20 protein-coding genes are annotated in these 21,050 nt (G+C 45.2%); 6 read left to right on the top strand and 14 right to left on the bottom strand.

All coding sequences use genetic code 11. The features are described from left to right. Positions 1–197: 197 nt before the first annotated feature. From ACN0QW_RS12360 to ACN0QW_RS12335, 6 genes are all read right to left on the bottom strand, one after another. Positions 198–1,094 carry a dihydrodipicolinate synthase family protein gene (locus ACN0QW_RS12360; RefSeq protein WP_417431926.1) on the bottom strand — a complete coding sequence of 299 codons (897 nt, stop codon included), beginning with the start codon at positions 1,092–1,094 and terminating at the stop codon, positions 198–200. A gap of 65 nt (positions 1,095–1,159) precedes the next feature. Further along, a complete protein-coding gene (locus tag ACN0QW_RS12355) occupies positions 1,160–1,882 on the bottom strand; it encodes an amino acid ABC transporter ATP-binding protein (protein ID WP_417431924.1) in 723 nt (240 codons plus the stop codon). After that, positions 1,879–2,541 carry an amino acid ABC transporter permease gene (locus ACN0QW_RS12350; protein ID WP_417431922.1) on the bottom strand — a complete coding sequence of 221 codons (663 nt, stop codon included), beginning with the start codon at positions 2,539–2,541 and terminating at the stop codon, positions 1,879–1,881. Before ACN0QW_RS12350 ends, ACN0QW_RS12355 begins: the two co-directional genes overlap by 4 nt. Positions 2,542–2,555: 14 nt before the next feature. Further along, positions 2,556–3,215, bottom strand: a complete 660-nt coding sequence (locus ACN0QW_RS12345; protein ID WP_299373224.1) for an amino acid ABC transporter permease — start codon at positions 3,213–3,215, stop codon at positions 2,556–2,558. Continuing rightward, positions 3,205–3,375, bottom strand: coding sequence for a hypothetical protein (locus ACN0QW_RS12340; protein WP_417431920.1), 171 nt, complete (start codon positions 3,373–3,375; stop codon positions 3,205–3,207). Before ACN0QW_RS12340 ends, ACN0QW_RS12345 begins: the two co-directional genes overlap by 11 nt. Positions 3,376–3,422: 47 nt before the next feature. Further along, positions 3,423–4,238 (bottom strand): transporter substrate-binding domain-containing protein, encoded by an 816-nt coding sequence (locus ACN0QW_RS12335; protein ID WP_417431918.1) that lies wholly within the window; start codon positions 4,236–4,238, stop codon positions 3,423–3,425. Positions 4,239–4,601: 363 nt separating this feature from the next. Between ACN0QW_RS12335 and ACN0QW_RS12330 the strand changes: the two genes are divergently transcribed. Next, the gene (locus ACN0QW_RS12330) at positions 4,602–5,267 is read left to right on the top strand and encodes a GntR family transcriptional regulator (protein ID WP_417431916.1); all 666 of its coding nucleotides are present in this window, start codon (positions 4,602–4,604) and stop codon (positions 5,265–5,267) included. Positions 5,268–5,387: 120 nt separating this feature from the next. Here the strand turns inward: ACN0QW_RS12330 and ACN0QW_RS12325 are convergent, their stop codons facing one another. Further along, complete coding sequence (locus tag ACN0QW_RS12325) at positions 5,388–5,834, bottom strand: PAS domain-containing protein (RefSeq protein ID WP_417431914.1); 447 nt, start codon at positions 5,832–5,834, stop codon at positions 5,388–5,390. Positions 5,835–6,044: 210 nt separating this feature from the next. Here ACN0QW_RS12325 and ACN0QW_RS12320 point away from each other — a divergent pair, with 210 nt between their 5' ends. Together ACN0QW_RS12320 and ACN0QW_RS12315 are read left to right on the top strand one after the other, a co-directional pair. After that, positions 6,045–7,034 carry a phosphoribosylaminoimidazolesuccinocarboxamide synthase gene (locus ACN0QW_RS12320; protein WP_417431912.1) on the top strand — a complete coding sequence of 330 codons (990 nt, stop codon included), beginning with the start codon at positions 6,045–6,047 and terminating at the stop codon, positions 7,032–7,034. Positions 7,035–7,152: 118 nt separating this feature from the next. Beyond that, a complete protein-coding gene (locus ACN0QW_RS12315; protein WP_417431910.1) occupies positions 7,153–7,482 on the top strand; it encodes an antibiotic biosynthesis monooxygenase family protein in 330 nt (109 codons plus the stop codon). A 167-nt stretch (positions 7,483–7,649) separates the two neighbouring features. Here ACN0QW_RS12315 and ACN0QW_RS12310 read toward each other — a convergent pair whose 3' ends face one another. Beyond that, positions 7,650–9,623, bottom strand: coding sequence for a methyl-accepting chemotaxis protein (locus tag ACN0QW_RS12310; RefSeq protein ID WP_417431909.1), 1,974 nt, complete (start codon positions 9,621–9,623; stop codon positions 7,650–7,652). Positions 9,624–9,978: 355 nt separating this feature from the next. Here ACN0QW_RS12310 and ACN0QW_RS12305 point away from each other — a divergent pair, with 355 nt between their 5' ends. Next, entirely contained in the window at positions 9,979–10,362 is a 384-nt protein-coding gene (locus ACN0QW_RS12305) for a rhodanese-like domain-containing protein (protein ID WP_417431907.1), read from the top strand. Positions 10,363–10,451: 89 nt separating this feature from the next. Here the strand turns inward: ACN0QW_RS12305 and ACN0QW_RS12300 are convergent, their stop codons facing one another. The 4 genes from ACN0QW_RS12300 to ACN0QW_RS12285 all read right to left on the bottom strand — a co-directional run bounded on the left by ACN0QW_RS12300 (position 10,452) and on the right by ACN0QW_RS12285 (position 14,927). After that, positions 10,452–12,527: a HAMP domain-containing methyl-accepting chemotaxis protein gene (locus tag ACN0QW_RS12300; RefSeq protein ID WP_417431905.1), complete on the bottom strand. Its 2,076-nt coding sequence runs from the start codon at positions 12,525–12,527 to the stop codon at positions 10,452–10,454. A gap of 285 nt (positions 12,528–12,812) precedes the next feature. Next, positions 12,813–13,133, bottom strand: a complete 321-nt coding sequence (sugE, locus tag ACN0QW_RS12295; protein ID WP_299375204.1) for a quaternary ammonium compound efflux SMR transporter SugE — start codon at positions 13,131–13,133, stop codon at positions 12,813–12,815. Positions 13,134–13,286: 153 nt separating this feature from the next. After that, positions 13,287–13,928 carry a LysE family translocator gene (locus ACN0QW_RS12290; RefSeq protein WP_417431902.1) on the bottom strand — a complete coding sequence of 214 codons (642 nt, stop codon included), beginning with the start codon at positions 13,926–13,928 and terminating at the stop codon, positions 13,287–13,289. Positions 13,929–14,006: 78 nt separating this feature from the next. Beyond that, a complete protein-coding gene (locus ACN0QW_RS12285; protein WP_417431900.1) occupies positions 14,007–14,927 on the bottom strand; it encodes a DMT family transporter in 921 nt (306 codons plus the stop codon). A gap of 175 nt (positions 14,928–15,102) precedes the next feature. On the opposite strand from ACN0QW_RS12285, the gene ACN0QW_RS12280 reads away from it, so the two are divergent. Next, positions 15,103–16,500 carry a PLP-dependent aminotransferase family protein gene (locus ACN0QW_RS12280; protein ID WP_417431898.1) on the top strand — a complete coding sequence of 466 codons (1,398 nt, stop codon included), beginning with the start codon at positions 15,103–15,105 and terminating at the stop codon, positions 16,498–16,500. Between the two features lie 172 nt (positions 16,501–16,672). Beyond that, entirely contained in the window at positions 16,673–17,152 is a 480-nt protein-coding gene (locus tag ACN0QW_RS12275; RefSeq protein WP_417431896.1) for a hypothetical protein, read from the top strand. Between the two features lie 241 nt (positions 17,153–17,393). Here ACN0QW_RS12275 and ACN0QW_RS12270 read toward each other — a convergent pair whose 3' ends face one another. Both ACN0QW_RS12270 and ACN0QW_RS12265 read right to left on the bottom strand, forming a co-directional pair. Further along, positions 17,394–17,879 carry a GNAT family N-acetyltransferase gene (locus tag ACN0QW_RS12270; RefSeq protein WP_417431894.1) on the bottom strand — a complete coding sequence of 162 codons (486 nt, stop codon included), beginning with the start codon at positions 17,877–17,879 and terminating at the stop codon, positions 17,394–17,396. Between the two features lie 178 nt (positions 17,880–18,057). After that, positions 18,058–20,613: a DEAD/DEAH box helicase gene (locus tag ACN0QW_RS12265; protein WP_417431892.1), complete on the bottom strand. Its 2,556-nt coding sequence runs from the start codon at positions 20,611–20,613 to the stop codon at positions 18,058–18,060. Between the last annotated feature and the right edge of the window lie 437 nt (positions 20,614–21,050).

Raw genomic sequence — 21,050 nt, 5'->3', positions numbered from 1 at the left:
TGGGTTTCTCACGAACCCTTGGCAAATGGAGCGATTTTATATATCCGCGTTTTGTTATGTCGTTATTGTATCTGAATTGCGTCTTTTTTTTATACTGATTTATATAAAAAGGTGCTGGACGAGACAGCAGAACTCGCCCAGCCAAGTTACTCTCAACAAGTTACCTCAAGTGATAGGGGGACCTTGAGAATAGATATTTATGCGAGAGAAGGAAGTTCCGGACGGCAAGCAATAGCATCGCGGATAATCTTTTCTGCTCGTTCACGCTGTGCGCCAATCAATGGCATACGTGGCATACGACAACGATCGTTAGAGCCGAGTTCAATCTGTTCAGCGAGCTTGATGTTCTGAACAAGGTACGTGGAAACATCAAGATCAAGCAGAGGACGGAACCAACGATAAATTTCAAGCGCTTCCTGATTACGGCCAGCCTGCATCAAGCGGTAGATCGCAACTGTTTCTTTCGGGAAGGCAACCACAAGTCCGGCAACCCAACCGATTGCACCAACACTGAGAGCTTCGTAGCCAAGGTTATCAACACCTGTGAAAACATCAAAACGGTCACCGAACTTATTGATGATTTCAGTCGTGCGACGAATGTCATCAGAGCTTTCTTTGATCGCAACAAAACGCTTTTCATCTGCCAGCTCTTCCATGATTTCCGGCGTTACATCAACACGGTAAGCAACACGGTTTGAATAGATCATGATCGGCAGATCGCTTGCTTCGGCAACCTGACGCATGCTTGCAACGGTTTCGCGCGGGTCTGTGTGGTAGATCGGGCTCGGGACAAGCATAATGCCATCTGCACCAGCTTCCTGCGATGCTTGAGCCATAGCACAGGCGTCACGGGTTGCAGCTTCGTTGATGGTCATAATCGCGGGCTTGTCACCTGTGGACGCTTTTGCTGTTTTTAGAACGGCAATTTTTTCGTCCTTGGAAAGCATAGAGCCTTCGCCAAGAGATCCTGCGACGATCAGGCCATCACAACCTGCATCCATTTGATAATCAAAGCAGCGTTTCATTTCTGCATGATCTAGATTATCGTTTTCGTCAAATTTTGTCGTGACGGCTGGGATAACGCCTTTCCACATGGTCTTATTCCTGTACTGATTATAAAAACTGTTAATGGGTGGTGTGTCCGAAAGAAGAATACTCCCTATCGGACGTTCGCTAAAAACTTTTGTGTATGAACTGATTGGGGGCCAGCAAAAATCTGTTCTGGTGAACCCACTTCTTCCATGACGCCCTGATGGAAATAGGCAACACGATCAGACACATCACGGGCAAAGCCCATTTCGTGCGTGACACAAATCATGGTCATACCTTCTTCGGCCAGAAGTCGCATGGTATCCAGAACTTCACCTACCAATTCGGGGTCCAATGCCGACGTTGCTTCGTCAAACAACATGTATTCTGGTTCCATAGCCAAGGCACGGGCAATGGCCAAACGTTGCTGCTGTCCGCCAGATAAAGCAGAGGGATAAACATCCAGCTTATCACCCAGACCAACATGCTTGAGTTGTTTTTCAGCAATGGATTTTGCTTGGTCTTTTGATACTTTCTTGACGATCTTGGGGGCCAACGCAACGTTTTCCAAAGCGGTGAGGTGAGGGAACGAATTCCATTGCTGGAAAACCATGCCCAAGCGTTGGCGTAGCTTGTTTATGTCGGTTTTTTTGTCATGAACGGTGGTTCCGTCAACGACAACCTGACCTTGCTGGATTTCTTCCAAGCCATTGATACAATAGAGCAGGGTTGATTTTCCAGACCCGGAAGATCCGATAATGCTCAGAACTTCGCCTTTGCTGACATTCAGGTCGATCCCCTGTAGGACATGGAGAGCCCCGAAATATTTATGGAGTTGTTTGATCTCTATCATGAGGTCCAACCTTCTTCGAGCTTTTTGGAGTATTTGGATAGCGGGTAAGACAAGGCAAAGTAAAATGCCCCGGCACATGCCAAAATTATAAAAGGTTCTTGAGTTCTGGTGATCAAAATTTGGGATGCGCGCAGCAATTCCAGATATCCAAGAACAGATACCAACGCACTATCCTTGATTACGCTTAACGCAACGCCAACCCAAGATGGGAAGACGGCCCGTAATCCAATGGGCCAGACCACATATCTCAAATCCTGCCAATAGGACATACCCAGTGATCTTGCCGCACGACGCATGGGGATACCAACGGCATCAATGCCACCGCGAACAACATTGGCAACAAGGGCTGCGGTGTAGAGGCTCAAAACAAAAGCACCAGCCGCAAAGGGACCCATTTTCCACCCAATGATGGGGAAGAAGTTGTAAAACAGGATTAATTGAATAATCAAAGGGACGGATCTGAATACGTCCAGAATAGTTCCAATAGTTGCCTGGGCAAACCATCTTGATGCTTGAAGCGCCCAGCCAAAGATACAACCAAGTATTGTGCCGATAGTGATTGATACGGCTGAAATGCCCAGTGTGCGACCTGCGGCTTCTCCGAGGAATAGTAGGTCTGTTGCCTGGAAGTCAGTGAAAAAGGATGCAGAGTTACTCATCTATTTGTCCTTTCTCAATATTTGAACAGACGTCGGGCAACGAGGTTTGATGCCAGAAGAATGATTTTGACGATGACGTAGTAAATTACGGCCGTCACGGCGAAGTATTCGAAAATGCGATAGGTCTTAGAAGCAAAGAACTGCGTTTCCCCAGATAGTTCGCGGAAGCCAACCAGCATTCCAAGCGAGCTCATCAACACAGCCCAAACCATTTGGTTTGTCATGGGGTGATAAACTATTTTCAAAACCTGTGGGATGATGATGCGTACGTACGTCTGTACCGCGGTCATACCCAATGATCTTGCCGCGCGAACCTGTGTTTCCGGTACGGCAAGAAAGCCACCGCGAAAGTTTTCTGCCAGATACCCGGCATTGTTAAAGGTCAATCCCGCCAAGACAATTAAATAGGGGGAGAGGTGTAGGCCAAATGCGCCCAAGCCAAAGCCAAAGAAAAACAGCTGAAAAAGGGCCGGTGTATTTCTGGCGATCTCAACCCAGGTTGTTGCAATCTGGCGCAGCGGAGTTGGTCCTTTCATACGAAGAAGTGCTAATCCTAGCCCGATCGTGATGCCGAGCACCATTGATAGAACTGCGACTTCCAACGTTAAGAGGCCAGCTTCTAGCAATTCCGGTAGTTTTCTGAATACCGGACGCCAGTGAAAATTATAATCCACAAGTATTACTCCGACTATTTCCGGGGCGATTATCGGGGCCAATCCCGGCAAAATACCGATCAATCACACTCAATCTTGTTTTTCCTGAATGTGAGCCAAAATCTGGGCCGAAAAGAAAGTCAAGAAGAGGGATGTCTGGTGTGTAATCAGATATTGTCATGATAGCCAAACATCCCCTTAGATCACATATGTCAGATATAAACAGGTTTAGTACAGAACGCCGGGGATGCGGAGTTCTGGTGCTTCGCCACCGACATAAGTGTTCCACAATTCCTGATAACGGCCTGAACGTACCTGATGGGTCACAAAAAGGTTCAGATAGTTAAGCCATGTAACGTCCTTGCGGGGGCCAACAACCGATGTGTAGTCCGTGGTCCACGGCATACGCGGTCCTGCGGAAATTGTGTCATACTTTTCAACAATGGGCTTAACCGCCGTATTTGTTGTGATGCCAACGTCTGCTTTACCCTGGGCGACAGCCAGAAAAACTTCGTTTTCGCTTTGGTATCCCTGATAAAGATCTTCTGTTCCCCATTCTTTTGCAATTTTGAGGAATTCCTGTTCCGGAACCGTACCAACCGCAGCGGCAACACGTTTGCCCTTCATGTCTTCGAAAGTTTTGATGCCGGTGTCTTTACCTACAACAGCCTGTGCAAAGTAAATTGCATAGGGAATAGAGAAGCCAACGGTTTTGGCACGGGCGAGGGAATCAGATGTACCACCAAAAACAACATCAGCAGAGTTGGTTACGATAACAGGCAAACGTTCTGCCCATGTTACCGGTAAGATTTCGTGTTCAACTTCCAACGCAGCGGCGAGGTCTTTGCAGTATTCAACATCGAAGCCAGCTGGTTCGTTATTGGCATCGCGGTATCCAATTGGTGGAAAGTCTAGAACAACACCACAGCGCAGAACGCCTTCGTCGATCACGTCATCCAGTTTGTCTGCGAGTGCCGCGGGTTGAGCAACAAATGCAGCCAGGCAGCCGCCGAGCGCAAGTGTCTTCATCATATTTTTAATCATTTCTTTCTCCAACTGTTGAGCTTGTTTCTTGTCGTTATCTTTTTAAGTCCGGTTAAATCCGGGGCCTTTAAATTCCGAGTTAAGGCCCCGTGTGTCTGTTGAACTTCCTTAGTAAGGCCGGGGCCAAAATAAGGGAGAGGCCTGATCCAGATCTTTTTGGCTGGTTTTGGTGACCTACACATTGTATAATGCAGATTGTATACAATATTCAATATAAATTTTTATATTGTCCTTCAGGTTTGAATAAATTTGGCCAAGATTTGACCAAAATTTGGTGGGTGAAAATGAGAAAAATAAAAATATGCCTTTGTTAAAAAAGAGATTTTTGGCGGCACAAAAAATAATTTCTGGAGAGGAAAAAAGATGAAAATTTTTGCGACTAATTTGGCAAAAACAGCGTCTTCGTCGGATATTATTTACGATGCATTGCGGGATTCCATTATTAGCGGACAGATTCAGGCCGGGGAGTCGATGCGACAGGCGCATATCGCAGAACTGTTCAATGTATCGCGTATTCCGGTTCGTGAAGCATTAAAGCGATTAGAAGCACAGGGGCTTGTGCAATCGCTTCGGTATAAGGGCTATGTCGTATCTCCGTTATCCCACGCTGAAATGGAAGAGATTTACGAGATCAGGGCCAATCTGGAGCCAATAGTGATCGAAAAGTCCGTTGCCAATATGAGCGAGGAAACACTGGAAGAGGCTAAGGAGTATTGTGATAGTTTCTCAACCGAAACAGATGCATCAAAATGGGGAGAGTGGAACCGTCTGTTTCATGAAACTTTGTATAGAGATGCCGAACGTCCTTATCATCTAAAGCTGGTTGGCGAGGCGATTGATCGGGTTGATTCCTATTTACGTGCGCAATTGGTTCTGACCAATGGGATGGAGGTCGCCAGACGTGAACACAATGATATTCTGGAAGCTTGTTTACAAAGGGATGGCGCTTTGGCGGCCAAAAGAACCAGAGAACATATTCTTGGATCTTACCGTGTCCTGATGGATTACCTTGGAAAACAATCTAAATAAACATAGGATAAGCAGTCCCAATTCCGAAAGTTTCAAAGGCGCCTTAATTTTAGGGTAATAAAATTCAAAGATTTTGATTACCAGCCTAACTGGGGTAATTAGGCTAAAGTATATCCAGACCTATGACGAACCTTTGGTTTGTAGAACAACGCTGAGAAGTAGGCGGTCAACATTAATTCCATTTTCCGACAAGGGCAGCATCAGGCGTGAATATTTGATGTAATCCTTGTCTAGCCAGTTCGCATCAAGGTCGTGCAATGTTGGCTCTTTGTTATTTACAATATGTCTGAACTGTTCCGTGACTTGATCATAAACGGGGCCGAGAAGGACATCTTCGACAAATTTTCCTGTGTAATCTACGCCCCATATTTCCACGACTCTTGTCCCCATTAACGTAACTTCATATCGTAAAGGGTTTCTGTGAATTTTATAAATGCAAAGATTGGGAAGAAGGTGAGGGAAGTCGATGGGATCGATGTCTCCTCTGCTTGGGGCAAAGCGATCCTCGCGTTTTGAATTCCAGTAATCATAGAGTTGTTGTTGTTCGGGGTAAGAAAACTCTAGCATCTGTATCCTAAATATGAAGTACAGTCATAATAACTGTAAGGCTTGATAATGACACAAATGATTTGAATTGGAAATTCAGTTTGTGTCAGATCTATACAAGAACTTGTGATCAGGCATTAGGGGTGATATTTAAGCCAAATCATAACCGGGATCTGATGTGGTGACACAGATACCCTGTGCAAGAATACAATCTGTAGGGATATCATCGCGATGGGTGACAAAAATCGGGACTTTCAACAGGCGCTAGTAAATAGGCTTACTGACGCGACTTACCCTGAGCTTCCAAAGCACTATCAAGGCAAGGTACGTGATGCTTATGATCTGCCGGATGGTCGCCGTATTATGATTGCGACGGACAGACAGTCTGCTTTTGATCGTATTCTTGCGGCAGTACCCCACAAAGGGCAGGTTCTTAATCAGACGGCCCGTTTCTGGTTTGAACAAACTGAAGATATTTGCCCTAACCATGTGATTAGCTTTCCAGATCCTAATGTTGTGATTGGTCGCAATTTGGAAATGTTGCCGATTGAGATGGTTGTACGCGATTACATGACGGGGTCCACCGAAACGTCTATTTGGCCCATGTATCAACGCGGCGAACGCAAGCTTTACGGGCATGATTTTCCTGAAGGCCTTAAAAAGAACCTGAAGCTGCCGAAAACCATTATTACCCCGACAACAAAAGCCGCGCAGGGTGATCATGATGCCCCGATTACGGCGACTCAAATTGTTGAACAGGGGATTTTATCCAAAGATGTTTGGGACGAGCTGGCGCGTTTATCCCTTGCTCTTTTTGCGCGTGGTCGCGAAGTCGCCGCGAAAAACGGATTGATTTTGGTCGATACAAAGTATGAATTTGGCGTTGATCAGGATGGCCGCATTACTTTGGCGGATGAAATCCACACGCCGGATTCAAGTCGTTACTGGATTGCAGAAAGCTATCAGGAGCGGATGGATAGCGGGCACGAGCCGGAAAGCCTTGATAAAGAGTTTCTGCGTTTATGGGTTAGTCAACGTTGTGACCCTTATAAAGATGATATCCCTGCAATTCCCGACGATACGTTGGAAATTTTCAGTGAAAAATACATCAATTTGTTTGAGCGTGTAACTGGTCAGGCATTCAAGCGTGAAAGCTTTGATCAGCCTTTACGGGAACGCATCCGGGATAATTTGGCCAAGATTTTGCCCGAATATTTCTAGAATACAGGAAATCATTTAAACTATTTTGAAGGCTGGGGTTTTTGTCTATGCCCAACAGGTATCAGAGATTCCAGACAAGTATAGAGTTTGTTGCGCCATTCTACGGTGAAGGGGGCGTATGATGCCCGAGCAGTCATATTGTTATATATGGGAATTTATCGTCAAAGATGGCGCGAATAACCATTTTGAAGATTTTTACGGTGATGAAGGGGATTGGGTACAGCTCTTTACCATGGGCGCTGGCTATATCCGAACAGAGCTGGTTCAGGATCAAACAGACCCTCAGCGGTATCTGACGGTGGATTATTGGAATACGGAAGAAGATTTCCACGAGTTCAAAAAAATCTTTGGTAAGGAATACCTGGCCCTTGATAAGGAATGCAATGGCCTGATCCTAAAGGAACGAAAAATTGGCGAGTTCGCTAATCTGAACACTGCTTTTCATTAAATATCTCGCTAATCTGTAACGGTTTGCAAACATCATAGCTTGGGCCTGAGTTTATTCACTAACCTTGTCATCTTGTGTATTACATCTATTTGTTTTGGAACTAGTGCAGCAACTGCACGGGGCAAAGTGTAACCTCGTCCTGTGCAATCGTTGTTAATTGTTAGGTTCTAAGCAGCTTTTACCTGATCAATGAAACTTGAGACATAAGAATTAAGCTTGCCTGATTCTCCCGACAGTTCGACCGATGCCTGTTTGACTTGATTAGCGGCGACTTCACTTTCTTTGGCGGTGTTACTGACATTGTTGATATTATGGGTCACAGTTTCAGTTCCACTTGCTGCTCTTTCAACATTGCGGGCAATTTCCTGGGTCGCAGCCATTTGTTGTTCAACTGCCGCAGCAATAGCCGAAGCAATTTCATCCATATTCCCAATGGTTTTACCTATAGAGCCGATGGCTGCAACGGCATCACTGGTGGCATTTTGAATACCCGTTATTTGAGTACCAATCTCGTCCGTTGCCTTGGATGTTTGGCTGGCAAGATTTTTAACTTCAGATGCAACAACGGCAAAACCTTTGCCAGCTTCGCCAGCACGCGCAGCTTCGATTGTTGCGTTCAGCGCTAAAAGGTTAGTTTGTTCTGCGATATCGTTAATAAGGGAAAGAACTTCGCCAATTTTTTGAGCAGATTGGTCCAGTCCCTGAATCACAGTATTTGTCTCGTTGGCCTGGGTAACTGCATCTGAAGCAACTTGGGTTGATTTGCTGACCTGCATGCCGATTTCTTTAATGGAGGCTGCCAACTGTTCTGATGCCGAGGCAACGGTCTGTACATTTGCAGATGCTTCGTTGGCGGCATTGGCCACGGCAGTGGATTGTTGACTGACCTGATCCGCGGAATTGTTCATTGAACTTGCCGTATCTTCCATTTGATGAACCGCACCATCAACAGATCCAAGTATCGCTTTTATTTGGGCTTCAAAGTCTTCGGTCAACTGGTTAATACTATTGGATCGTTTCAACCGCTCTGCTTGATCTGCAGCCTGGGCAATCGCAAGTTCTTCGGCTTTAATCATATTCTCTTTGAAAATAAGAACAGCTCGGCCCATTTCGCCCAACTCATTTGTTCTTTCTGTTATGGGAACGTCTGTTTCTTTATCGCCGCCGGCCAACTTTGTCATGCTATCTGTTAACAATTGAAGTGGTGTCGTGATGCCTTTGCCGATAATCATTCCAACTGCAAATACGATTAAAGTAATGACAACGATCATTGACAGGGTTTGGAATTGACTGTCGGAAATTGCGGTTGTTCCTTCTTTCACAGCTTGATGAAAATTTTCTTGGGTGTAGTTGAATACGATATCAAAGTGCGGGGCCATTTCCGCGAAAATCGCACTGAGTACTTTAATGTCAGCCTCTGTTTGTAATCGTGTTGCAGCCAATTCTTTAAAGTCAGTAATGTATGATGAAATGAGCTCTGTTAGCTCTGTTTTGGCATTAGCAGGGATATCTGCTTTTGCCAGATCGGCGCTGAATTCTTCGAAACGTGTATCCATACGGCCGATGTATTTATCTTCTAAACGCAATAGAAAATCTTTTTCATGACGTCGCATCATCAACATGGTTACAAGCAAGAGATCGTTTTTAAATTCTTGTAGTTTGGTTTCGACATTACTTACCGAATTTCTAAGCTTTCCGCGTAGCCCTTCTTCTTCGGTGAGGCCCATTTTTTTCCAGTCGTGGGTGACCGTTTCGAACTGTGTTTGATATTTTTCGATGCCCTCTTGGGTTTTGTCGAGTTCTGTTCGTACTTCTGGTGAATTAATCAGTCCCTTAAGCTCCGCCAATTGGGTACTTGCCTTGGTAATGACCTCTGCATGCTGACCAATGTATTTTTCATCCAACCTTATCAGGAAATCTTTTTCCCGACGCCGTGCGTTCAGGAATTCATACTTAACACTGGCGACCAGTTCCATGGCATTGGATGACCGAGTTTGTGTTTCCTGTGAGGAAAGGATAGTTTGTGAACTGGTAAATAGAATGCCACCAACAATAATAAAACCGATTAAGGCAATAATTCCTGTTAAATTGACTTGGTAAGCCAGCTTTATATTTCGTAATGACAGTTTTGACAAAGACATGAAATGACCTCTTTTAAACAAATTAAAAGACAACTACGCATGTTTGTGGAAAAGTGGGGGAACAACTGTCTTCAACCCCAGTAATGAAAAAATAATACCTTTTTTTACTGGGGAATTCAATTCAAAGTGTTGATCTGCCTGACCAGAGAATATTTTTATCTAGTTGAAAATTATAAAATTGATGATTTATGGCTGTAAAATATTTTTGAAATACGATCATGGGGGGTAATAATAATGAAAGCTTCGTTTTCTAAACTTAGGGCCTGACATAAAATTTTCACGTAAATCTATTGGGGTGTCGTGTAAGTTAAATGAGTTATTCTCGAATCAGAGAGGCTTAAAGGAGAATTTGGTTATGATTAAGTCCGTAGTGGAGATTGTGACACAAGCAAAGAAGCAAGTGCCAACAATTAGTCCCGCCGGGTTAATGGAAGTATTAGGTCAAAGCAACGTTGTTGTTATTGATGTCAGGGATGCACAGGAACTGAAGGCAACAGGTATCGTGCCGGGGGCGATTAATATTTCCCGCGGCATGCTGGAATTTAAGGCCGACCCTACAACGCCGATGCATCAGAAAGAACTAACCCATGATAAAATGATCGTACTCTACTGTGCATCAGGCGGGCGATCTGCGTTGAGTGGTAAGGTGCTGATGGATATGGGGTATGAAAATGTTCGCAATTTGGGTGCGATAAAAGACTGGATCGATGCTGACGGCGAAATTGAAGTGGTTGAGTAATTTTTCCCCGATTATATCTATACAAAACCTTTGATGGTCAAAACAGGCCAAATTCATATGATTTGGCCTGTTTTCTGTTATTATTTACCTTATGAAGCTCTCAATCCTTGAATGAAGTTATCCACTTCAGATCTGAGTGTTTCTGATTGCTTTGAAAGTTCACCCGCAGCTTCGAGAACCTCGTTTGATGACGCGCCGGTCTGCTCCGCAGCTCTTTGAACGGTTGTTATATTTGTTGATACTTGTTGCGTACCAATGGCTGCTTCCTGGACATTTTTTGATATTTCCTGAGTTGCACTTGTTTGCTGATCTATTGCTGCGGAAATGGATGTCGTGTTTGTACTTATGTTCTTGATGATTTCGGTAATTCCTTCGATAGAACGTACGGTGCCATCCGTTGCATTTTGCATCTGAGTAACTTGAATTGAAATGTCTTCTGTTGCTTTTGCCGTTTGATTGGCAAGAGACTTAACTTCACTGGCAACAACGGCAAAACCTTTTCCAGATTCTCCTGCTCTTGCCGCCTCTATCGTTGCATTTAAGGCGAGTAAATTGGTCTGTTCTGCAATATCTGAAATTAACCCAACTACTTCGCCAATCTTTTGAGCTGCGTCTGAAAGCCCCTTAACATTTTCATTTGCTGTATCTGCATCATTAACCGCCTTTTGTGCAATTGTTGTTGATTCTTCTATCTGGCGATTAATTTCTCCTATCGAAGCTGAGAGTTCTTCCGTTGCAGATGCAACAGTCTGGACATTTGAAGAGGCATCCTCTGAAGCTGAACGAACAGTGTTCGACTGCGTATTTGTTTCATCGGCAGTCGAAGACATTGATTGAGCCGTATGTTGCAGCTCGGTAGCCGCAGAAGATACTGTGCTGATAATAGATCCCACACTACTTTCGAACCTATCTGCCATTTCGTTTGTTCTACGGTTATTTTCTTCTTCTATCAGTTGATCCTGCTCTATTTTTTCTGCCTGCATTTTTTTCACAGCAATGGCATTATCCTTAAACACTTGAACAGCTTCTGCCATATCGCCAATCTCGTCTTTTTGGCCGACCGCTGGAATTGCAGTTTCAAGGTCTCCGTTAGCTAGTTTGTTCATAGCAGAGGTCATGTTGTTAACTGGGCCTGCGATCATCCGTCCTGTTAAAAAGGATAGAATTATGCCGATGACAATTGCGCCAATTGAAATAATTGCAGTAATCAATACTGTTTCGTGCATGGATTTTAGCGCACGTGGTCCGAGCTCGTCTTGGAGAGCTTTGTTCTGTAATTTAAGCTGCTCAGTTTCGTCCGCAAGAGCAGGACCAATTACATCTAGAGTTCCTTTGATTATGGTATTGCGCTTGCTGATAATAACAACAGTTTCCTTGAATGTGACAAGATATTGGCTTGCTAGGTCTTTTACTTTCTGGGCTAATTTTCTTCGAGTTGGATTTTGAAGCTCTTGTAGCATTTTTTCTGCTGTGGCGTTGAAGCTTGTCAGTTCAGATATAGAACGTTCTGCACTAGCATCGGTATTATCAACGAGATAACGGGTTGCATATAGTCTCGCGAGTAATAAATGTCTTAAGGTTACGCCGGCCATATGGCTGGCAGAAGCATCCCCATCTGCATAAGCACTTTCCATGATGCTTGTCAGGCTTTTTTCTGACAGAGGCCCAATGGTGTTCATTTTTTCAACATGATTATTCCGTTTATTAACGTACTCTCTGACTTCCTGAAATGAACTTTGATAGGTGAGCATGTCTTTTTCGGCTTGCTTCATCTGCTCTAAAGCTTCAGGACGGTTGAATAGCTCGCCAGAGTCTTCGATTAAGTTTACTGTTGTCTGAATACGTTGTGAAACTTTCTCGGCAGAGGAGTCTTTGTTCGTTTTAATGTAATCTTTTGCGAAAAGCCTTGCTGTAAGGAGGTTGGCCTGAATTCGTCCCATTTGATTAGTTTGTAAGGCGTATGAACGATACTCTGAAAAATTTTTCTCAGCTTGGGATGTTCCGTAATAAGAAATGAAACCAACAACAGCGAGAAGAAAGAGGGTAAGGGCTGATCCCAATCCTATTTTCTTGCCGACTTTCATATTCACAAAAAAGTTTTTGCTGGAAGAGTGGGGAAGAGTTGATATTTCTATCTCTCTGTTTTTAACGTTATCGGTAGTCATGTATTCGCCCTAAATCAATTTCTACTAAAATTCTTACATACCATTGTATGCAGAAGTGTTAATGTAGATTTAATCTCAACAAATTTGATTTGTTTGGGTTTGTACGGCTTCTTATGAAAATATTTACGTAAACACCAGCTAGGGCCTGGACCCTAGTTATGTGCAAGTAATATTTACGGAAGTCCTATGTCTTAAAATATAAAAGTATGTTTCTGCTCAGAAGGTTTTTTTGGGATTTGATTCTCTTCATGCTGGTGAGCTGTGGCCAAGAATCATGTCCGCGAATCATGCCGGTGAAAAAACTTTTAAACCAACAATGCCTGTTACGATTAACAGCAGGCAAATGATGCGCATGATGTCGTGACTTTCACCAAAAAGCATCATTCCTAAAACGGCTACACCAACAGTACCAATACCAGTCCAAACCGCATAGGCAGTTCCAACCGGAATGGTTTTCATTGCGGCAGATAGCAGCCAAAAACTAATTGCCATGGCGATAATTGTCAGAAGAGAGGGAACCAGCTTGGTCCATCCCTCTGAGTACTTCAGGCCAATCGCCCACCCACATTCAAAAATACCGGCTAAGATCAAATAAACCCAAGGCATTTCTGCTATACTCCACAGTATTATGTACAGATTTTTATTATATTAGGTATTTCATTGCACGGTGTTATCTTTGCTTCAAGTCGATTTTTTTTGGATGTTTCTAAAGTATAGGTTTATAGAGGCATCTGTTTCAGGTAGGGCAAATCTGATACTTTATTTCATTGTTAGCAACTTGAAGCCAGCAAATCCAAATATCAACGCGGCTGTACCTTCTATCCAGCGTCTGAATGAACGATAGAGATCAATCATTCTTTGTGTGGAAAAGGCCAATGCGTAACCTCCAAAGACAAAAACGCCCAAGAAAACGCAACCCCCAACGATTATAAAGCTAAGATCCGTCGATGCGTCGGGTGTGATCCCGATAGTTATGATGGATAGCCACGCGAAGATGGATTTTGGGTTTGTCAGGTGAATACCCAGACCGAGAAGAAGATATTGTGTATTGCTCCGGTTTTTATCCGTTTTCATCGCCTGTGGTGTTTGGGACCCCAAAGCGGATTTTAATGACTTATATCCAAGCCATAACAGGTAAGTCCCGCCAACTATACGAAAGGCTGTCATCAACCAACCAAAAGACGACAGTAGTGTTGAAAGTCCAAATGCGGCGAGAAGACCCCATGTCATTGACCCGATAATAACGCCGCATGCCATCATTAGTCCCGGCGTGCGTCCTTCGCGCATAGAGGTGGACATGATTGCCAGATTGGCGGGGCCGGGGCTTATTGTCGCGATAAGATAGGCAGCATAAGAAACCGCGATGGTCGAAAGATAAGGGGGTAAGTCTTGATATGACACTACATAATCCTGCTATTGAGACATAATCCTACTATAGGGCATAAGCTTGATGATGGGTTGTTTGTTTCTTGGAAAAGCTTATTCGGTGCCACGAACATTCGCGAGTTTGGGCATGGCTGGTTCAGTTGAAACATTCTTTTGTGCAAAACGTTTGGCCCCGGCAACACATAGAACCACAGCCAGTGTTACAATCATCATTGCCAGATTAACGGTTTCGTTCAAAAGAAGCGCGGCCAAGATCAGGCTGAAAAACGGTTGCAGTAGTTGGAGTTGACCGACAGAGGCGATCCCGCCTTCGACCAGTCCGCGATACCAGAAGATAAAGCCAATCAACATGCTAAAGAGGGACACATACGCCAAACCGATCCATGCTGGTGTTGTAACACCTACAAAACTGGTGGGCATGGTGTAGAAAGTGATTGGAATCATAATTGGGAGAGAGAGCACAAGCGCCCAGGAGATTACTTGCCAGCCCCCAAGTCGCCGTGAAAGTTTTGCTCCTTCGGCATAGGCAAGCCCACAGAGAACGATTGCGGCAAACATCAGAAAATCCCAAAGGCTGAATGATCCGACACTTTCGATAAGGGCGTAACCGGCAACCAAGCCGGACCCGAGGATTGAAAACAGCCAGAATATCGCCTGTGGTTTTTCATTCCCGCGAAGAACGCCAAAGATAGCTGTGGCAAGCGGCAACAAGCCAATAAAGACAGTCGAATGTGCGGCTGTGACATGTTCCAACGCATAGGCCGTGAGCAGGGGAAAGCCAATAACAACACCAAGAGCAACAATTAACAAAGAAAGCAGGTCTTTTGCCTGTGGGCGTTTTTCCCTGAACATCAAGAGAAGGGAGAGACCGAGTAATCCTGCAATGCTTCCCCGGGCCAACGTCAGAAAGATAGGGTCAAAAGAACCAACAGCAGCACGTGTTGCAGGCAGGGAAGCACTGAAAATTGTCATGCCAATAAAGCCGTATAGCCAGCCTTTGTTTATGTTCTTCATAACCTAACATCCTAACAATTGTTGACCCATGAGGAATTGGGGGCCGAAATGCAATTAAGGGGGATAAGGGTGTTACCCGGGCCTCGGTACTTATGTAGGTTGCTAAAGAAAAGTGTACCAGATACAGTTAAGTACAGTTTGATTGAACTGTACTGGTTACAGAATAGGTACAGATATGATGTTGGTAGAAGAAACGACACTGGTTGAGCGGGTCATGGATGCGATCAGACAAAGAATTGCGGGCCGCACACTTGCGCCGGGGGCCAAGTTACCCTCTATCCGACGGTTTGCTGATGATATGCAGGTTTCCAAATCAACGGTTGTCGATGCCTATGATCGTCTTTCTGCCGAAGGAGTTATCACCTCGCGACCGGGATCAGGGTTTTATGTTGCGGGACAGTTGGCACCTTTGTCTTTGGCAGAGATCGGCCCGAAACTGGACCGTGAGGTTGATCCCCTGTGGGTATCGCGCCAGTCGCTGGATGCCGGAGGGAACTTCCTGAAACCGGGGTGCGGGTGGATGCCTGCATCGTGGATGCCGGAAACGTCTATCCGCAAGGCGCTTCGTTCGTTGTCGCGGGCAAATGATACGATCCTGACTGAATATGGATCTCCATTGGGATTGTCAGAATTGCGCCAGTTTCTTGCCAGACGGGCAGGGGGATATGGTATTGATGCCAGCCCGGATCAAATAATCCTCACAGGGTCGGGCACCCAGGCTATTGATCAACTTTGTCGTTTTTTGCTGGAACCGGGGCATTGCGTGGTTGTCGATGATCCCTGTTATTTTAACTTTCATGCACTGTTAAGGGCACATCGTGCCAAGGTGGTCTCAGTCCCCTTTACCCCAAACGGACCTGATGTGGGGGCATTTGAACAGGCGTTGATTGAACACAAGCCAAAGCTCTATATCACCAACTCTGGTCTGCATAACCCCACGGGGGCAACGTTGTCCCCTGTTGTGGCTCACCGGATTTTAAAGCTTGCTGAGCAACATGATCTCACCATTATTGAAGATGATATCTTTGCAGATCTGGAACATGAACACGCGCCGCGCTATGCTGCCTTTGACGGATTAGAACGTGTTGTTCATATTGGCAGTTTCTCTAAAACACTCTCTGCCTCTGTACGGTGTGGTTATATTATTGCGCGGCCGGACTGGATCGATGGTCTGGTGGATTTGCGTATCGCTACGTCTTTCGGTGCGGGGCATTTTTCTGCCGAGCTAGTGTTATCTGTTCTGAAAGATGGCAGTTATCGCAAACATCTGGATACTCTGAAAACAAAGTTGGCCGATACAATGGGCACCACGGCTGCCCGCCTGACCAAGTTTGGGATCAAGCCGTGGATCGAACCGCGTGGGGGCATGTTTCTCTGGTGCGAACTGCCCGAAGGTGTGAATGCAGCGGACTTGGCACAACGAGCCTTGGCCCGTGATGTCATTCTGGCACCAGGTAGTGTTTTCAGCATCACACAGTCGGCTGATAATTATATTCGTTTTAATGCAGCGCAATCTCAGAACCCAAGAATATTTGATGTACTCGAAGATTTACTTATTGATATTAAAGATTAATTGGTTTCAGGGGCTATCATATTATTTTACGTTTTATTTTCTAACGGATGTCTTTGAGTAGGCAAACTATAATTATCGTTCAAGTGGTAAATTATAGGCATGATTTTTCATAGCGACGGGTTTTTATATCGCAGACGTTTTAACTCTATACTCATAAAAAGAGAGGCGTCTTATGAAGCTCTATCAAGTTATCTTACCAGCAACCGCATTACTTTTATCCAGTCTTGTCAGTAATGTGGCAATTGCGAAGCCCGCTAAGGGCAAGCATGTCCAAAAACCTCATATTGTGAAATCTCACAAATATGCTCCGCCTGTTCAGAAGATTAAAAAGTCTCATCGTGTAAAACGAAAGCGTCCCATTAACATTATCTATACACAGAAAAAGTTAAAGCAGAGGCATTTTTATCGATTAACTTCGTTACAGCGCGCCCGTTTTGAGAGCGCCTTTATTTCAGCAGTATCTATTTCAGATGGACGAGCCTTTTACTGGAATGCGAATGGTGTATCTGGTGCGATAAGCGTGTTTAATGACTCTCATCAGAATAATGGGTGCAGATCTTATCGACACACTGTGAAAATTAATGGAAAGTTAGAGAGGATCGAAGGTCTGGCATGTAAACAGGTTAATGGCAGCTGGGAAATTATCTCGTGATAAATAGGTCACCTATAAGATCACTGCATATATAGAATCATTTTCTATCGCTACTAATTTGAGTGAAGACACATCGCCTTAATATGATAGTTGTGATGATATACTTGGCAGATTGGAACATGTGGGCAAACTTTGTTTTGTTGCAATTGTTATCAACTTTTAGAGCCACCGAATAGATTTTAGTTCTTGTATCTGGCTTTGTCGTATTCAGGAGCAAGGGATCAAGACCAGCCCCTTCGTTCTATATTATTTTTTCCATTGTGATATCCGTGGTCTGATAGCCAAGCGATGCATATAGGGCGTGTGCTGTTTTGTTAAAGGCAAAGACATGCAGACCAATCTTCTTGATGCCGAGTTTCTTTACTTCAGCCTCCAGCGCCAGCATGGTGGCTTTGCCCAGTCCTTTGCCGCGTTCAGCTAGATTGATTTCAATATCATAGATGAACGCGGTTTTTTTTCCGTAATGTTCTTTAACGGCAAACCATAGGGAACCGACGGGTTGTTCCGATGAATTCATAATTGTGAAGATGTAATTATCCGGGGTGTTTAATCCCTCTGGTAAGCCTGATGTGTATGACTCTTCTGATAGTTTTAAGGCGTTCTCGGGGCTGTATCCCGATTGTGCCTTGTCTGCGGCAAAGGCTTTTATGCCATGATCGCGCCAGGCCGGGTAATCTGCTTCTGTCATGGGGACAAGAATAGCTGTGCGGCCAGTTAAAATACTCACGTTTTTATTCCTTTATAAATATAAGTGCACTTTAGTATATAAATTTAATGCAGGTAATTAATTATAGGTTGTGTTTTTAATATGTATGGAATGCAGTAAAATGAAAAGGAGCCACAATAAAAATTGTAGCTCCTGCAGCATTTATTCAGATAATCGCACATGGCCTGATTTAAGGTTATCAGTCCTTTTTAGGTGCTTTTTTCCGTTTTAGTGTGGATGCACCTGCTTTATCACCAGCTGGTTTTCCGCCTTTCCCTTTGAAAGGTTTAGCACCCGACTTTGGGCCTTTGGCGCTATCGCGGAACGGTTTTTTACCAAATGGCTTTTTGTCACCTTCACTACGCTTGCTATCCGAACTGTCGTCAAACCAAGGCTTTTTCCCGCTATCATCTTGGGGGCCTTGGAACTTGCCATCAGCCCCAAATTTGCCTTTAACCTTGGTTTTAGCTTTGGGATTGTGATCCTTCTTTGCGTAATCCCGCTCACCCGCTTTGCGGTCACCAAATTTCTTTTTGCCGTAAGGTTTATCGCCAAATTTACGATCTTCCCGTTTTGGGCCGTCAGATTTTCGCTCACCAAATTTATCATCCCGGTCATTGGTGTCTTTCCCTTCGGCCGCGCGACGGCTGTATTCTTTGCTGCGATCGCTGCGGTTAAAGTTATCCCGAAACGGCTTTTGTTTGTGCTTTTTACTCTCGCCTTTTCTGCTTTCTCTGGGTTGGCGGTGATAACCTGGGCCGTCTTTATCGTCGAGGGTATCTTCAGGCAGGTCCGGAATACCTTCCAGACGTTTGACAGTGATGGTTTTTTCTATCCGGTCGCTGCCGCCAATGGTTTCAAAGAACTTTTCGGCACCTTTTGGGGTTAGCTCTACATGGGTTTCCGCCATGTGAATACGAATAGCACCGATTTCTTTTTTGGTAATACAGCCTGCGCGACAAACCATAGGCAATAGCCACTTGGGATCGGCAGTGTGTTTACGCCCGACGGTCATGGAAATCCAGACGCCGTCTTCGAAATCAACACGCTCTTTACGCGTGCCAGGGGAATTGTTTCGTCTGCCGCCGTATTCGTAATCTTCATCACGATCACGGCCACGATCACGATCTCTGCCGCCACGATCTCTTCCATCTCTGTCACGGTCTCTTTCCCGTGATGGTCTTTCCGGGCGGTCAATCAATTCTTCCGGTGCTGGGCGTCCGGCACTTTGGGTGCGGATCAGAGCAGCGGCAATTTGTTCTGGGCCATGCTTTTCAAGAAGTTCTTTGATGAATGCCTGTTCTTCTTCTTTTACAGGCTCGATCAAAGTCGGGTTGGCAAGGAAGCGTTCACGGTCACGTTGCAAGATTTCTTCAACAGATGGCGGTTTGGCCCAGGTTGCTTGAACCTTGGCACTTTCCAAAAGACGTTCTGTGCGTTTGCGCCAGTTAAAAGGCACAATAAGGGCTGAAACACCCTTACGACCAGCACGTCCTGTTCTGCCTGATCTATGCAACAACGGTTCACGGCTTTTTGGAATATCGGCATGAACCACAAGTTCCAGATCGGGTAAGTCGATACCGCGCGCGGCAACGTCTGTGGCAATACAGACTTGTGCCCGACCATCCCGCAGTGCCTGTATGGCATGACTACGCAGGTTCTGGCTTAGTTCACCGGACAGGGCAACGACAGAAAAACCGCGATTGGAAAAGCGGCTGGTCATGTGGTTTACAGTGGCACGAGTGGCACAGAAAACAATCGCATTCTTTGGCTCATAATACCGAACCAGATTGATGATCGCATTTTCCTTGTCGTTGGGGGCAACGGTCAGGGCGCGGTATTCAATATCGCTGTGTTGTTTTTCTTCGGCTTTGGTGCTGATCCGAACGGCATTACGCTGGTAACGTTTCGCAAGCATGGCAATAGAGCGCGGGACAGTGGCCGAGAACATCAGGGTACGACGTTCTTTTGGTGTGGTATCCAGCATGTATTCCAGATCGTCCCGGAAACCGAGATCAAGCATTTCATCCGCTTCATCCAGAACAACGGCCCGTAACGCACTAATGTTCAGGGAGCCGCGCTCAATATGATCGCGAAGACGTCCAGGTGTACCAACAACAATATGCGCGCCACGTTCCAACGCACGCCGTTCGCTGCGCATGTCCATACCACCAACACAGGTGGCTGTACGTGCGCCTGTATCGCCATAGAGCCATTCAAGCTCTCGCATGACCTGTAGGGCAAGCTCACGGGTCGGGGTAATGATCAGGGCAAAGGGCGCATCGGCGCGTTTGAAGTGATCTTGCCCTTCCAACAATGTCGGGGCGAGGGCAATACCAAAAGCAACGGTTTTACCTGAACCTGTTTGCGCAGAAACCAACGCATCCGCATCGGCCAGTTCCGGATCAAGAACGGCTTTTTGAACGGGGGTTAGTTTTGCATAGCCTTTTTTCGCCAAGGCTTTTGCCAAGGGTGCAGCTACGCCTTCAAAGGGATCATCTTGTTCTGGTTCGGCGTCTGGTTCAGCGTTTGGGGGGGTGTCAGTGTTGGCCTCTGCATCCGAACTGGTTTTTGTATCCGCGTCAGTATCGGTATTATGCGTTTCGTCTTTTTGATCTTGTGTTGAAACGTCAGGATTGTTTTCTTCAGCGCTGGTTTCTACAGGTGTATCAACGGAAGCATCTGTTGCGTCTTCTGAAATGTCTTCTGTTACGTTTTTTGGGGTGTCGTTGACGGGTGTATCCGAATTGGACATCTTTAATCTTTCTGATTATTTAGCCGTAATATCCCATATGGATATTCTGGGCAATGTTCTGGCTGCGCGGCAAGGGCCATCAAGAAGATAGCTAACGAACAGGCGCGGCAGGTGTAACGTGAATGGGGACCTCAATCTCTTTATCTGTCGGGTCCACCGTACATACTTACCGTACATACTTAACAGTAAAATACTTAAAAGCTGGCGTCCTTGTACGTTGTGTTGCACAGAAAGTAAAGCATACAGAGGTTAAACAATTGCCCTATTCTCGCTGAACAATGCTGATTTTAGGTGTCAGAGTTAATTTGCTATATAAATTAAGTATCTTTACGCCAACAAATTATAAAATTATCAAACGATTTTCTGACCTAGCGGTCTTGATAATTGTGATATCTAAACAGGGATAAATACTCAGAGCCACGTATTGCTGTTAATGC

It is taken from the genome of Kiloniella sp., from assembly GCF_048259265.1.
In the GTDB taxonomy this organism is placed as follows: domain Bacteria; phylum Pseudomonadota; class Alphaproteobacteria; order Kiloniellales; family Kiloniellaceae; genus Kiloniella.
Note: the sequence above shows the minus strand (reverse complement) of the source record. Positions and strands in the feature narration are given on the sequence as shown.

Bases quoted from the DNA above. Each gene is read 5' to 3' on its own strand.
- ACN0QW_RS12340 (WP_417431920.1), bottom strand. From the start codon at position 3,375: ATGACAATATCTGATTACACACCAGACATCCCTCTTCTTGACTTTCTT.
- ACN0QW_RS12335 (WP_417431918.1), bottom strand. From the start codon at position 4,238: ATGATTAAAAATATGATGAAGACACTTGCGCTCGGCGGCTGCCTGGCT.
- ACN0QW_RS12280 (WP_417431898.1), top strand. From the start codon at position 15,103: ATGATGTTGGTAGAAGAAACGACACTGGTTGAGCGGGTCATGGATGCG.
- ACN0QW_RS12275 (WP_417431896.1), top strand. From the start codon at position 16,673: ATGAAGCTCTATCAAGTTATCTTACCAGCAACCGCATTACTTTTATCC.
- ACN0QW_RS12355 (WP_417431924.1), bottom strand. From the start codon at position 1,882: ATGATAGAGATCAAACAACTCCATAAATATTTCGGGGCTCTCCATGTC.
- ACN0QW_RS12305 (WP_417431907.1), top strand. From the start codon at position 9,979: ATGATTAAGTCCGTAGTGGAGATTGTGACACAAGCAAAGAAGCAAGTG.
- ACN0QW_RS12360 (WP_417431926.1), bottom strand. From the start codon at position 1,094: ATGTGGAAAGGCGTTATCCCAGCCGTCACGACAAAATTTGACGAAAAC.
- ACN0QW_RS12265 (WP_417431892.1), bottom strand. From the start codon at position 20,613: ATGTCCAATTCGGATACACCCGTCAACGACACCCCAAAAAACGTAACA.
- ACN0QW_RS12330 (WP_417431916.1), top strand. From the start codon at position 4,602: ATGAAAATTTTTGCGACTAATTTGGCAAAAACAGCGTCTTCGTCGGAT.
- ACN0QW_RS12325 (WP_417431914.1), bottom strand. From the start codon at position 5,834: ATGCTAGAGTTTTCTTACCCCGAACAACAACAACTCTATGATTACTGG.
- ACN0QW_RS12310 (WP_417431909.1), bottom strand. From the start codon at position 9,623: ATGTCTTTGTCAAAACTGTCATTACGAAATATAAAGCTGGCTTACCAA.
- ACN0QW_RS12315 (WP_417431910.1), top strand. From the start codon at position 7,153: ATGATGCCCGAGCAGTCATATTGTTATATATGGGAATTTATCGTCAAA.
- ACN0QW_RS12300 (WP_417431905.1), bottom strand. From the start codon at position 12,527: ATGACTACCGATAACGTTAAAAACAGAGAGATAGAAATATCAACTCTT.
- sugE (WP_299375204.1), bottom strand. From the start codon at position 13,133: ATGCCTTGGGTTTATTTGATCTTAGCCGGTATTTTTGAATGTGGGTGG.
- ACN0QW_RS12285 (WP_417431900.1), bottom strand. From the start codon at position 14,927: ATGAAGAACATAAACAAAGGCTGGCTATACGGCTTTATTGGCATGACA.
- ACN0QW_RS12320 (WP_417431912.1), top strand. From the start codon at position 6,045: ATGGGTGACAAAAATCGGGACTTTCAACAGGCGCTAGTAAATAGGCTT.
- ACN0QW_RS12350 (WP_417431922.1), bottom strand. From the start codon at position 2,541: ATGAGTAACTCTGCATCCTTTTTCACTGACTTCCAGGCAACAGACCTA.